We start from the raw sequence: 13,875 nt of genomic DNA, 5'->3' as shown, positions 1-13,875 counted from the left end.
CTTCAATCCGTTACATCACTTATTATCTTTGATAATATTCAGAACCGACAGGTCATTCTTTTAAAATTACAGGGAGTTTTTATCGTGCAAGAAGTTATTACTTTTACCATCATTGCGCTTTTTCTTGTCATGTCACCCGGCCCTAACAGCATCCTGATTTTAAAAACTGCAACGCAGCATGGGATAAAAGCCAGCTTGCTCAATATCCTTGGTCTCACCAGTGCAACGTTTGTCCACGGGGCACTGTCTATCTTTGGGTTTTCTGCCATTTTGATGCAGTCTGCAACGGCCATATTGTGGATCAAGGCGATTGGCGCTGTTTATCTATTTTACATTGGGTGTAAGGCGATTTGGGGAAGTTTTACCAAGCAACAAGCCGACGTAAATACAGCGCAACACGTGTCAAAACCTCAGCAGCCTATCAAATCAATGACCGAAGGATTACTCACTCAGTTATTCAATCCAAAGGTCTCGTTATTTTATCTCGCTGCATTTCCGCAGTTTATATCGTTTGATCAAAATTATATTGCAGATGCGTTTTTGTTGGTCTTCATTCACAGCACAATCATCGCCTGTTGGTTCATGGGTATAGCCCTTTTGTTAACGCGAGCGAAAGCACAACTCAAGCAATCTAACGGTAAATGGATACAACGGTTGTCAGGCTCTTTACTGATTTACTTTGGTGGTGCGTTGTTATCGCAAAAATCATAACCCCATCGTCTGTTTAAAGAGCTGGAACTTCGCTTCTATCTCCTTTTTCGTAAAATGAGGCGTGAACTGACTTAGAAAATATTGGTAGTAATTTCGGGCCTTTTCATTCCCTTTTTCATGTGCGAAGCGCAGCCAAAGTAACCCTTCTAGGTCAAGTCTGGGCTCACCAGATGGTTGCTCTAGTAATTGAACACCAACATACATCGCACTTTCTGGATGGCCTTTCAATGCAGCTCTTTTGTAATATTTTGCAGCAATTTCAGCATCACGTGGCAAGTACAACCCCTTATCCGTCAACTCAGCCACATAAAAGTTACAGGTAACACATGATTGTGATGCAGCCAACTCACAAGTCAGTTGTGCAACCGCGTATTGTTTCGCATGGAAAGTATCCTGGCAGTGTTTTTTCATGAGTCGGTAAAACGCCATAAAGGCATGTTCATCTGAAGGATAAGTCTTCAATGTTTCCAATAGATATTGAAACTGCGGTCGTTTGATCAGCTCAAGCGTATATCGAATGCGTCCTAATAAATCTTCTCGCAGAAGTTTCTGCAAGTCCATTGCTTCTTTCGTGATTTCAGTTTCAATCCCTTGTTGATGTTCCTGTTGATGAGCAGCCATGAGACCGCCTGGATAAAGCCGATAGATTGTCTCAATCTCTTTCTTCCCTAGATACGCCGTAATCTTGGATCGAAATAGCTGGCGCTCATACGCCTGAAAATCAACTTGCTCAAAGTGTTTGGCAATTTTTAGTGATAAATATCGAAGTGTTTTACGCCGTAATTTTTCTCGCTCTGCAAAGTAGGCTTTGCCTCCCATCATGTCGTAAGCAGCCAGGGCCATATCGCCATGTTTGGTCTTTTCCGCCATCACAGCAAAGCCAGTCAAGGTAAAGCAAATGAGAAAGAAGATCCGACACATCGTCCTATATTGCTGGGTATCATTGATGCTAAAGATAGTTGAAGGAATTCAAAAACACACGCAGACCTGCCATCCAATCGCATTCGAGAATATAGAGAAGATATACCTCTCAGTGTGGTTAAAAGAACCCTGTCACTTTTAATCGCGATGACAATCCAATTGCTGGCTACACACCTCAGGTATCTATGTCTCACCCTCCAAATGGAGGATGTTGATAGATAGGAAGTAAAAAAGAGGAAAGGTAAAAATGAAAAAGGGACATCATTGCGGAGTTATCGGAGAAGAGCAATGTTGATCGATTGAACCACAAAAAGGCGATAAACGAAAAATGCAGCCGAAGCACAGCTGCATTGGAATTGAGGTCGATAGGTAAATACCCTATCTATGTTCACAACAGAATGCAGCGATTGAAAAATCGCACGCTGCATCTGTTGCTAAGAAGCGCTTAGGATCTGCGTCTTCTTAGTCCGACAAGTGCAAGTAATGCACCGAACATGCCGAACATAGAACCACTATCGTCGTTTTTCTTAGCTTTTGTAGTTGGAGTTGGGGTTTTCGGCTTAGGCGCCTTAGCCTCCGCAACAGTGAGCTTTATAGTCTTAATGTAGTTTAGGTCACCAGCAGTTGCTGTTACTTTTGCTTCCAGCTCAGCACCAGCTTTTGCTTCTTTAGAAACCTCAACGGTTACCTCAGCAGTGCCTTCACCTTCAACGATTGTTAGACCTTCTGGTAGTTCCCACTTGTATGTGAACTCTGCACCTTTAGGCGCATTTGCCACATTTGCAGATAGCTTCACTTTCTCACCTGCTTTTGGCGCAGCTTTATCAGTCTTAGCCGTTAGCATTGGTTTTTGTGGCTCATCTGCTTTAGGAACAGTCAGCGTGACAACTTTTTCAACTGCTTTGCCGTCGATTGTGACAGTCACAGTCGCGTTAAACGTTGCACCTTCTGCTGCTTCTGCTGCAACTTTCACTTTCGCTTGCGCTGCATTTTCACCTTCAATAATCTCAAGGCCTTCTACAACTTTCCAAGTGTAAGCGACTGTCGCACCTTCTGACAGGTTGTTGACCGTTGCGTTTAAGACAACTTCTTCACCCGCTTTAGGAGAAGCGTTTTCTGCTGCAGCTATGATTGTAGGAAGAACAGCTGGCGTATCTTGAATGATAATCGGGATGATATCTTCATTTTCACGAAGCGTATTTGCTTCAGAAACATGCAATTTAAGAGAGTACTTTTTGGTTGCATCTGCATTTTCAGCAAGAATAACTTTCACAGTTTCCTGGTCAGCATTGACAAGGGTAATTGAGTTCGTTGGATCTTCGTTTACAGACCAAGTGTAAGTCAATACATCAATGGCATTCTCAACATCAACTTTGATATCGTCGCGTATCTGACCCGGCACGAAATCAAATTCTTTATCGGAGATGTACATATCTGCAATTGTTTTCACATCCGAAGCAATATAGCCTGTGAACGGTGCCGCAATGTCTTTTGCATCCATTTCATATAGCTCATGCTCAGCAGGTGTCATCGTGACAAGAACATATTTCGCTTCAGCATTCAGGTTTACACCACCGTTTAAGGTTTGTGAAGCTTGAAGCTCACCAAGCGTCAAGAACTCTGCAGAATCAGCCATTGGCATCGTTGCTGTATTTGCATACTTCATTGTCACATTTTGCATACGTGTACCATCAAGGTTCACAGCAGAAAGGCCACGCGCCTTTTGACTTCCAAGAAGAGGTAATGCAAACGAAACTGTATTCGTATTTTCAAATACTGTATTAGTTTTACCGGAGTCAACTTTAGCAATTTCTTGTGGAATATACCTTGCCCAGATATCGATCACTTTAGAAACCGCATTGTCAGGGGAGACACTCTCAAGAACTGGTGTTCTTAGATTGAAACCTTTCTCAAGTAAGACCATGTCACCAACACGAAGGTTTGTATGTCTGTTACCTGCAATAATCTGATGTGCTTTCACACCAAGCGGTAAGATATGTGTGTTGTGTTCTAATGTATCTTGTTTGAAGAATACATTCTTGATTTGGTTACCAACAATACTATGGCCAACCCAAGACTCTGTAGCATCTTTTTGAATGAAGTTATGGTATGTTTCAAGGTAGTCTGGGATACCATCATTATCGATTGTATCTGCAAACGCTTGATAACCACGTGCATTTCTTGGTTTTTCTTCAAGGTCAGTTGTTCCACCGATCATGAATTCATTAAACTTAAGGCGTGAGTACCCTTCATCAGACTCATGCTCATGGAGTCCTTTCACGACAAAAATATCGAAGAATTCAGTCTCAGCAACATCTCTTGGCTCACCAACACGCTGTCCATCTTCTACGTCTTGTACTTGGAATTCTGCTGTACTTTCTACACGAATAAGACCGTGTGCTTCATTACCAATGTACTTACTTAAGAAGTCTCTAAACTCAGTTGAGGACTCGTGAGAATTGATTAACTCACCTTTGGTTCCATCAGCATTGAGTTTATAGAAGCTGTATGTGATTTTATCTGTTAAAAGACGTCCTGGTGTATGCTCGTCTTCCACAGTCACAATTTCATCACCAATAATGAGACGTTTGGTTAAAATTGTCTCAATACTTACCATTGCAGACGCTTCAATCACTGGATATCCAGCAACAGAGGTTAGCATTTTGGTTTCTTGTGGTGTATTAAATGCCATGTAACCGCTTTTTTCGTCACGCGTTTGGATATTACCACTTCCATCACGAAGTACTTGGCCATCTTCACCAAATAGCGGCACTTGAACAACGCGGTCGATTGGCTTACCAGTTGCTTCTTCAGTTTGAACACCGAAGACACGTCGCTCAACATTCTCATCATGGTCATCATTGATAACATCAATGTATACCTGCTGGTAACGCGGGTCTGTGATTTGCTGCTCATCTGCAACGACACGCGCAAGACGAAGGTGCTTCAAGTAACGGTTTTTGGTTTCTGCATTGTTAGTTATATCACCAACACGGATTGGATCTTCAGCCGGATCTTCTGGCTCTTCTGTGCCATTACCGTTGCCATTTTCATTACCTGGGTCGACATCATTGAGTGTTACAAGTGTTTCATTGATACCACTTACAACTGAAATACGGTCATGATCAAGTAACTCAAGTTTGACAGCAGTTGCGTCATGGTCATAGAAGCTCACTTCAACAAAGTGCTCTAGTCCATTATCATTGTTGATTGAATCAGCTGTATTCGCATTATCTTCTGTTGTCAGCTGACTATTCAATTCAATCGTCTCAATATAGGACTGACGTGCAGTACCAGGATATGAAACGCGAACACGGACAATACTGTCGTTCGTAAAATCAATTTTGTCAGTAAAGTACAAACGAACCGCTTGACGCAAACCTGCATCTTGAATATTGCGATCAATACGTAATGCTGGAGATAGGAATGTTGCAATTGGTGCAAAGACATTCTTATCAGAGGCAAGACGCTTCGATTGCTTGACAGAGTCAGTTACCTGCCAGAATAAAGTCTCGTTATGAACAATTGGTGCTGGCATATCAGCATCGATGATATCTTTTAGTTTAATACCATTCGCTGTATCTTCGCCGTGAATCAACGTTGGAATAAGATTATCAACCCCATCCGCTGCATCAATACCATATAGGTAACCACTTGTTGCACGATTTAGGTCAAGGTTAGAGACAACACTGTAATAGCTAGAAGCATTCAGCTTACGAACAGCACCTTCTTCAACTAATACTGGTTTCGCATCAGTGATGTTATAAACGAAGTGCTTTACAGCTTCATTACCAGAAAGGTCTTGTACTTTCCAGAAGATTGGCGTTTTACGGCCTTCATAATTACCTGGTAGGCTTAATACGCTGTTATCTTCGTTGAATTCTATCCAGTCTTTAGAATCAAGTGAGAACCATACTTTTAACTTGTTTTCTTCTGTACCTTCATCAGCAAGTCTTGGACGAGTTAACGTCGTGACTGACTGCTTCTTCACTTCGTCATAAGCAACTGTTAAATCAACACTTGTAGGTGCAGCCACTTCTGGTTTCTTCGCTGCAACAAGCTGGATTGAAGCATCTGTAGTGTAAACTGTATCTGAGTTATTTTCAGTTGCTGAAATGACCACCTTATAGTTAGCTGCATTTGAAGCAAGCTTGTCAGATAAAGTGATATTAATATCATTTGCTCCAAGAACTGCATTAAATTGGTCATCCGCCAATTCAATTTCGTTGTCTTCTTCTACTTTATAGACAGCAACAGTTCTATTCGCAGGCAAGTCACTCCAAGCCTTTGCCTGGTTTGCTTGGTCTTTTAGGTTTTCAGTGTTTTCAATCTCTAAAGTAAAGCTGAAAACAGAGCCAACCTGAGCTTCATAAGCAGTGCGGCCATTGTCTAGCTTTGGTGAGGAAATTTCTACAGCAGAAGCTACTGTAGAGTAAGCCATCGCACATGCAGGGACTGCTGCGATTAAAGCGCGGGTAAGTAAGTTAGTTTTGAAACTTTTCGTTTCCATTATTCGCATTCTCCTAAGCGATACTATCTTCCGTCTCCTACATCTATGTAGAAGTTGAAGTGTATGAATATACAAATATGGTGATTAAAAAATCCAGGACATTATAGAAAAAAGAAAACAACAATCAATTAAATTATTGAAATAATTCAACTTTTTACAAACAAAACCCAATTTAGAAACTGAAGATTGATCAAGAAAAAACGAATAAGAACAGAAATTTTAATTTCATTTATTTTGCGAGTGAATTTTGATCGATTGCAATTTTCTTCCATTTCTTGGACTCAAAAAAACTACGAGGGAGATACAAGATTAAACACATGAACCCTTATTGGGAAAATAAAATAATACTATTTGAGTATGTATACTACTTTTTTACCATATGAAAGTGATCATTCAGTGATCTTAAATGTTATTTCATACCTAAAAAAACAACATAAAAGCAAGCCAAATAAAAACAATTGAATAACAAGTGAAACCAAAGATCACAAAAGTGATAATGTTGATTTAAATCAACACGTAGATTGACCCAATCTCAAAATAGCGCCTGTTTTATATACAAACTTTTCAATCTAAATTTTCAATCTCTTTTTCTAATGTTGCACTCCCTTAGGAACTGTATAAAATCACAGTATGCGTAAAATCATTCATTTAGATATGGACTGTTTTTTTGCCGCTGTGGAAATGCGAGATAACCCAGCATATCAAAACATGCCTATTGCAGTTGGTGGACAAGGACGGCGAAGTGTTTTGTGTACTTGTAATTACCCTGCAAGACAATTTGGAGTGCGATCTGCAATGCCTAATCATCAGGCACTGCAACTATGTCCCACATTAATCATATTGCCGATACGGATGCAGGACTATCGAGATGTCTCCAAGAAAGTCTTTTCTATCCTGCATCGTTACACACCGCTGGTTGAAGTCGTCTCAATCGATGAGGCCTATCTGGATGTCACGAATTGCCCTCTCAATGGTGGCAGCGCCACTTATATCGCAAATGCGATTCGTCATGATATTTACCAAGAAACACAGCTCACTGCTTCAGCTGGCGTTGCACCCAATAAGTTTCTTGCCAAAATCGCCAGTGATGAGAATAAACCAAATGGGCAATTCGTGATCACACCTGAGACGTTGCATGAGTTTGTTCGCACACTCCCACTTGAGAAAATCCCAGGCGTTGGTAAGGCAACAATAGAGAAGCTCCATCAATTAGGGTTATATACAGGGCAAGACGCGATAGACTATGGAGAAACGGCACTCACTGCACGTTTTGGTAAATTCGGTCAACTGATCTTTGAACGTGCTCAAGGCATCGATAACCGGGAAATTGTCCTCTACCGTGAACGCAAGTCTATTGGAGTCGAAAAGACTTTGATAGAAAATATCATCGGCTTCCCTGATTGCTGGCAAACCTTAAAAAGCCTAACCCCAGAACTACAACGCCGTATCGCTCAGAAAAAAGCATTTAATCGAATCAAAAAGCTCGGGGTTAAAATCAAGTTCGCAGACTTTACGCAGACAACCGTTGAGCAACAAGCCGTTGGGCTAGATATGGGCGTGTTTCAAGCATTACTTGAAAAAGGTTTGGCAAGAGATCGTACGCAAGCAGTTCGCCTCATTGGGATCCATGTTGGACTGGAAACGATAAACCAGGAGCAGCAGTTACGTCTTCCCTTAGAGCAAACAACAAGTGAATAAACGAAAAAAGCACCTTGTTCACGATGACGAAACTCAGTGCTTTTTTATGATTGAAATCGAATAGCGTACTATAGATTAATTTTCTCTAATTCAAGATTGGCAACTCTCGGTGCAATTGGAACATAGCCATCTTTTTGAACCACACTCTGTCCTTTCTTAGACAAAATCAACTTCACAAATTCTGCTTGTAATGGTGATAATGGTTTATTTGGGTGCTTATTCACGTACACATAAAGAAAACGTGAAAGCGGGTATTTTCCTGTCGCAGCATTTTCAATCGTTGCATCAACATACTGACCCCCTTTTTTCGATAATGGTACAGCTTTTACACCAGATGCCTTATAGCCAATCCCTGAATAACCAATACCGTTTAATGAAGCAGCAATGGATTGAACAACGGAAGCTGACCCGGGTTGCTCATTCACTGTACTTTTAAAATCCCCTTTACATAAGCCTTTTTTCTTAAAGTAACCATAAGTGCCCGAAACAGAGTTACGGCCATAAAGTTGGAAGTCTTTCCTTGCCCACTCTCCTTGAAGCCCTAGGTCTCCCCAACGAGTAATATCAGCATAGTGCCCACATTTTCTAGTGCTGGAAAATATTGCATCCACTTCCTCAATCGTTAGCCCTTTTATGGGGTTATCATTGTTCACAAATACAGCCAATGCATCAATCGCAACTTTAATTGCCGTTGGCTTATAGCCATGTCGACGCTCAAAAGCTTCGATTTCTTTCGATTTCATCTGCCGGCTCATTGGGCCAAAGCTTGAGGTCCCTTCGGTTAAAGCGGGCGGTGCCGTTGAAGAACCTGCAGCCTGGATCTGTACATTCACGTTGGGATAGATCCGTTTAAACTCTTCGGCCCAAAGGGTCATCATGTTCGCCAATGTATCCGATCCAATTGAGGAAAGGTTGCCGGAGATCCCACTGGTTTTTTGGTATTCTTTTAATTCCGCTTCAGTAGAGAAAGCATTTAAACTCGTGAGTGAAGCAAGTGCTAGCGTCGTTGTCATCAGTGAAGAACGTTTCATTGAACTGACTCCATAGTTGTGTCCTTAATTTCGGCAATGGCAGTATCCAGTTGGCGAATGACGATTCTATGTCATTATTATGATACTTGTGTGACAGAGGGCAAGATAGCGTAAGAACGAATATTGAGCAGCTTTAATGGAAGTGAACAGCGACTTTCAGCACAAAGTATGATTCAATGCACTGAAAGTCATTCTATCGGATTACTCGCGCCGAGCGCGTAGACCTAAGCGTCTAAGCTCGCGTTTTGCGACGCGGCCAGGGATTGGTAACAATCCGTGTTTTTCCACATGGGACTGACCTTCTAAAGAAAGGATGATTTTAAGAAACTCGGCTTCTCCTGCTGGGATTTTCGTTTTTGGCTTTTTATTGATATATACGTATAAATAACGGCCTAACGGGTATTTACCAGTCACGATGCTTTCTAAGTTTGGTTCGATCATACGTCCATCTTCATCCGATACCGGGATCAGCTTGTGATTCCCTGGCGGGATATCACCTAAACCCGCATAACCAATCCCGCCTTTGTCTTTATCAATGGCTTTAATGATGTCAACTGGGTGAAGAAACTCTTTCACATGACTTGCATATTTGCCTTTACAGAGTGCTTTTTTCTTAAAAAAGCCATGTGTGCCTGATGTCTTAGGCCGACCAAAAGGATGCACCTTCTCATTTTTAATCGCACCTTTTTTGACGATTTGCCCCCAACTCGTAATGGCTTTACTACCACCACACTTGCGGGTCGAAGAAAACATTGCATCTAATTGCTCAATCGAAATACCAAGAATACTGTTACTTTTGTGAACGTAGATACCCACCGCATCAATCGCAACCCGGATCGCCACAGGCTTATAACCAAATTTCTTTTCGAACTGCTGTACTTCTTTCTGCTTCATTTTTCGGCTCATCGGGCCAAATTGAGCTGACTTATTGATGAGTGCAGGTGGCGCAGTGCCAGACCCTGCCGATTTTATCGAAATTGATGCCCCTGGGTGATGCTTTTTCAGCACCGCAGCCCATTCTTTCATCACAGGATCAAGCGTGTCAGAACCCGATGAACTTAATTTTGCCGTAATAGCTTGTTCTTTCTTATATTTTGGTAAACTTTTATCCAGTGCAAATGCCGAGGGGGACTCTGACAGAGTCAATCCAACAAACATTGCTCCAATTACCGCTAGTTTTATCATGCCGGCACCCTTAAGCCTATCTGATTCCACTCAGGAAATGGTGAATGATTCACTTCATAAACCTGAAGAAAATAACTTATTTACAAAATATTACAACCTTTTCAAGGTAATTTCGCGTAAAAGCATTCAGATCTCCGAAATAATCATGATTATTCCGCAATAAATGCCTGTTCTTCCTTCTCTTTCACCACCAACCCCTCCGGTAGGGCAAAACGAAAACAGCTTCCATGACCTACCTGGCTTTCAATCTGTAAACTTGATTGATGCCGGGAAAGCACATGCTTTACTATCGACAAACCAAGTCCAGATCCTCCTGTTGAACGTGAACGAGCACGATCAACACGATAAAATCGCTCTGTCAGGCGATGAATATGCTCCGTAGAAATACCATCGCCGTTATCCTTGACGTAAAAGCAAGCTTCCTCTCCCTGCATTTCCCAATAAACATGAACAAGTCCCTGCTCCGGTGTATAGTAAATCGCATTAAATATTAAATTCGAAAATGCACTTCTTAACTCATCTGCAGTCCCGTAAACTTCCAAGCCATCATCAATATGAAATTCCAACTGATGATGATACTCCTTGTTTAACGCTTCGGCTTCCGAATGAATTAAGTGTAGCATCTCTGGTACATTTACCTTCTCTTCAAACGAATGCCTTTTGCCACTTTCAATTCTGGAGAGCACAAGCAGTTGATTAATCAACGTATCCATACGTTTTGATTGCTCTTCCATCATACGATGTGCTTTAGGCCAAATGTCATCTGACGGTGCTGCATCACCGAACATTTCCAGATAACCAGAAAGAACCGTCAGCGGTGTTCTCAGCTCATGTGACACATTGGCAACAAAGTCTCTGCGCATTTGCTCTAATTGCTTCAATTGAGTGACGTCCCTGGCTATAAGTAATAGCTGATCTTCGGCATAAGGCATAATGCGAACTTCAAGAACCTGCTCCGCATTCATTGGTGAATAAATAAGAAGTGGTTGGGAATAATTCTCTTGCTGGGTGTAAGTATTAAATTCTGGATAACGAAGCAGGTTTCTCAAATTCTGCTGGTTGTCTTCCGGCCATTTCAAACCAAAAAATACACGAGATAGTTTATTACACCAAATGATCGTGAAGTCATTTTTTAACACGATTACACCATCCGGCAATGCTTCAGCGCCCTGTCGAAAGCGCCTGATTAATCGTGCAAGCTGATTTCGCTTTTTGCGATTTTTCTTTTGTAATCGATAGATGCCATCATATACACCTTCCCATACACCACGTCCAGTTGGGGTTACATAGGTTTTTCTGAGCCAAAGCCAATCAGCTAAACGAAATAGGTGATTATAATGCCAAAGAAGAAGGCTAACTGATGCACAAAGTAATGCTTCAGCAATGAGGTCGGTTACGACACCAAACACGAAGAATGGAAGAAAAAACAGCAGCACCCTAAAGAATACTTTGCGTTTGGAAAGCAGTCGTATCATACGTCGGTCTCATCGCGCGGAGAAACGGTAGCCAGAGCCTCTCACCGTCTGAACCAACTTATCATGTCCGTGCAACCCAATTGCTTTTCTCAGTCGGCGAATGTGAACATCAACCGTTCTATCCTCAACGTAGACATTCGTTCCCCAAACATGATCTAGCAGCTGCTCACGACTATAGACCCGTTCCGGATGGGTCATAAAGAAATGGAGTAAGCGAAACTCTGTTGGTCCCATTTCAATCTCACCGCTATTGGCAGTGACACGATGTGAGACAGGATCAAGACGTAACCCTTTCACCTCAATCGCTTCGTCCAGACTCGTAGGGGATACACGTCGGATCACAGCTTTGATCCTTGCCATCAGCTCCTTGGGTGAGAATGGCTTTGTGACATAGTCATCTGCACCAACTTCCAGTCCTTTTACTTTATCCTCTTCTTCACCGCGAGCTGTCAACATGATGATTGGGATATTTCGCATCATCTCATCTTGCTTGATCCGCTTCGCAAACTGGATACCGCTCCCTCCGGGTAACATCCAATCTAATAAGATCAAGTCCGGGTAAGGCTCGGTAATCGCCATCATCGCTGTTTCATAATCTCCTGCTTCAACAGCTTGATACCCATTTTGCTCTAAAACAAAAGCCAACATCTCACGGATGGGCGTTTCATCTTCAACAACCAGTATTCGTCTTGCCATGATTGTTTACCTGTAACAAGTGATGTCGGAATTATTGTGCCAAAATATTACACTTTTATGAATACTCGCTTAAAAATGTCATAATTTTTTATTTATCCATTTCAGCGCCATTGTCTTCCTTTCAATACAAATCACAACAAAATAAGCGAAATTAACGCAGATTATGCTATCAAATTTCCAACATTTTTCATAACTGACTTCAATTCACCCACAAAAAAGGCCACCGAAGTGACCTTTTTCTGATTTCAAACCAAATATATTTGACTTAAAACTTATGTACAATACCTAGTGTAAAGTAGTCTTTATCGTCATCTTTCGCGTCAGTATCCACATCAAGCATCGTGTAGTAAGCACGTGCTTTGGTCATTTTACCCAATTTATAGTCGATACCGCCGGTGACGATGAATGGGTCATTGTCTTTCGCACCGTCTTTCCCTTCCATTGTTTGGAATTGAAGGTTTAATGCAACATCACCAATCTTATACTGGCCATTCACTAAATACCCCATATAGTCTTCAGATTTTGCACCTGGGGCCACTTCAGATTCTTCTTGCGTTTGTACGCCAAGACCAAGCCTAAAGCCAGCAAATTTTGCATAACCAAGGGCACGAATAATATCCATACCATCGACTTCACTGTCGTACGATAATGCAGCATAGAACATTTGCTTTTTCAACTTTGCATCACCAAGCATTAATGCAAGTGAGAAACCATCTTTTGCATCTTTATCACTCGACCCCTCGGTAATATAGGTCAAACCAAACTGAGCCATGTCTGCAAATTTAGGTGATTTATATGTCAAGCTATTTCCAGAGCGATTTTCTCCTTCCCAAAGGCTCTTAATATCAGCTTCATGATCGCTGTAGAGATCGAGTTTCCCTTGAGATTGCTTGACCATGGTATCATTGCGGCCAAGTAAGAAAGTACCAAAACCACCCTTTAGACCAACATACTGGTTACGGCCTTTAATATGATTGTCTTTAGAGTCTTTTTTATCAGACATATCGACTTCAAATTCCATTTTATAAACTGCTTTGAGCTTGCCACCTAAGTCAGCGTCACCCTTCACACCAAAACGAGAAGCGTAGCTTTTGACATCAGAATAGCCACTTTCTTCTTCTGGCGTAGCCGGATCATTACCTTCGTCAACATATCTCAACCCTAAATTTGCTTTACCATAAACGTCAACGTTAGCGGCCATTGCTGGTGCCATGCATGCCATTGCCAAAGCTGCCGCAACAGATGTTTTTAGTAGTTTCATTACCATACCCTTTTTGAATTATTTCGTGAGAATGCAAATTGCCTCAAATCCGTGCGCACATTCTGGCAAAGATTGATGACACTTTCATTTCAACCATCATAAAACTTATGTAAAACAGAGCCTCGACGCGGATGTTAACGGATTGAATGTTGAACAGCAATTAGAACAAAGAGGGAAATTCAGTAGAGATAGGAAATTGCCTCATCCGGCTAACTCATTATTTTTTATGCAAAAAATAACCCAAAAAGAAAGATGCATGAATGAAAAGGATATAATGTAATGAAAAAGTTGTAAAAATATCGCGTATTGTTGAATACGAAGCACAGAGAAGTATGAATAAAAAGAAGTATTTTCAAAAGTCTATATAGAATGACGTGATACAGATAG

9 protein-coding genes are annotated in these 13,875 nt (G+C 41.5%); 2 read left to right on the top strand and 7 right to left on the bottom strand.

Annotated elements, in window-relative coordinates; all coding sequences use genetic code 11:
- The first annotated feature begins 84 nt into the window (after nt 1–84).
- The gene (locus tag C505_RS0109855) at nt 85–711 is read left to right on the top strand and encodes a LysE family translocator (protein ID WP_018692446.1); all 627 of its coding nucleotides are present in this window, start codon (nt 85–87) and stop codon (nt 709–711) included.
- Here C505_RS0109855 and C505_RS23625 read toward each other — a convergent pair.
- Nucleotides 706–1,581, bottom strand: coding sequence for an SEL1-like repeat protein (locus C505_RS23625; protein ID WP_157368952.1), 876 nt, complete (start codon nt 1,579–1,581; stop codon nt 706–708). The two genes, C505_RS0109855 and C505_RS23625, sit on opposite strands and share 6 nt — an antisense overlap.
- A gap of 496 nt (nt 1,582–2,077) precedes the next feature.
- On the bottom strand, nt 2,078–6,142 hold the full coding sequence (locus C505_RS0109845) for a hypothetical protein (RefSeq protein ID WP_018692444.1): 4,065 nt from the start codon (nt 6,140–6,142) through the stop codon (nt 2,078–2,080).
- 630 nt (nt 6,143–6,772) lie between these two features.
- Between C505_RS0109845 and dinB the strand changes: the two genes are divergently transcribed.
- Nucleotides 6,773–7,840: a DNA polymerase IV gene (gene dinB, locus C505_RS0109840; RefSeq protein ID WP_018692443.1), complete on the top strand. Its 1,068-nt coding sequence runs from the start codon at nt 6,773–6,775 to the stop codon at nt 7,838–7,840.
- Between the two features lie 68 nt (nt 7,841–7,908).
- On the opposite strand, the gene C505_RS0109835 is transcribed toward dinB, so the two are convergent.
- From C505_RS0109835 to C505_RS0109810, 5 genes are all read right to left on the bottom strand, one after another.
- A complete protein-coding gene (locus C505_RS0109835) occupies nt 7,909–8,871 on the bottom strand; it encodes a PstS family phosphate ABC transporter substrate-binding protein (protein WP_018692442.1) in 963 nt (320 codons plus the stop codon).
- 201 nt (nt 8,872–9,072) lie between these two features.
- Nucleotides 9,073–10,056 (bottom strand): PstS family phosphate ABC transporter substrate-binding protein, encoded by a 984-nt coding sequence (locus tag C505_RS0109830; RefSeq protein WP_018692441.1) that lies wholly within the window; start codon nt 10,054–10,056, stop codon nt 9,073–9,075.
- Between the two features lie 149 nt (nt 10,057–10,205).
- Nucleotides 10,206–11,531, bottom strand: coding sequence for a phosphate regulon sensor histidine kinase PhoR (gene phoR, locus C505_RS0109820; protein WP_018692439.1), 1,326 nt, complete (start codon nt 11,529–11,531; stop codon nt 10,206–10,208).
- 9 nt (nt 11,532–11,540) lie between these two features.
- Entirely contained in the window at nt 11,541–12,227 is a 687-nt protein-coding gene (gene phoB, locus C505_RS0109815) for a phosphate regulon transcriptional regulator PhoB (RefSeq protein ID WP_018692438.1), read from the bottom strand.
- A gap of 265 nt (nt 12,228–12,492) precedes the next feature.
- Nucleotides 12,493–13,488 carry a porin gene (locus C505_RS0109810; protein ID WP_018692437.1) on the bottom strand — a complete coding sequence of 332 codons (996 nt, stop codon included), beginning with the start codon at nt 13,486–13,488 and terminating at the stop codon, nt 12,493–12,495.
- Nucleotides 13,489–13,875: the final 387 nt, after the last annotated feature.

Origin of the sequence: Algicola sagamiensis DSM 14643, assembly GCF_000374485.1 — a bacterium.
GTDB lineage: Bacteria > Pseudomonadota > Gammaproteobacteria > Enterobacterales > Alteromonadaceae > Algicola > Algicola sagamiensis.
The sequence above is the reverse complement of the archived record's forward strand: the minus strand, read 5'-3'. Positions and strand labels throughout refer to the sequence as shown.

Excerpts from the sequence above, each read along its gene's own strand:
- C505_RS23625 (WP_157368952.1), bottom strand. The coding sequence starts at position 1,581 with ATGGCGGAAAAGACCAAACATGGCGATATGGCCCTGGCTGCTTACGAC.
- C505_RS0109845 (WP_018692444.1), bottom strand. The coding sequence starts at position 6,142 with ATGGAAACGAAAAGTTTCAAAACTAACTTACTTACCCGCGCTTTAATC.
- dinB (WP_018692443.1), top strand. The coding sequence starts at position 6,773 with ATGCGTAAAATCATTCATTTAGATATGGACTGTTTTTTTGCCGCTGTG.
- C505_RS0109835 (WP_018692442.1), bottom strand. The coding sequence starts at position 8,871 with ATGAAACGTTCTTCACTGATGACAACGACGCTAGCACTTGCTTCACTC.
- C505_RS0109830 (WP_018692441.1), bottom strand. The coding sequence starts at position 10,056 with ATGATAAAACTAGCGGTAATTGGAGCAATGTTTGTTGGATTGACTCTG.
- phoR (WP_018692439.1), bottom strand. The coding sequence starts at position 11,531 with ATGATACGACTGCTTTCCAAACGCAAAGTATTCTTTAGGGTGCTGCTG.
- phoB (WP_018692438.1), bottom strand. The coding sequence starts at position 12,227 with ATGGCAAGACGAATACTGGTTGTTGAAGATGAAACGCCCATCCGTGAG.
- C505_RS0109810 (WP_018692437.1), bottom strand. The coding sequence starts at position 13,488 with ATGAAACTACTAAAAACATCTGTTGCGGCAGCTTTGGCAATGGCATGC.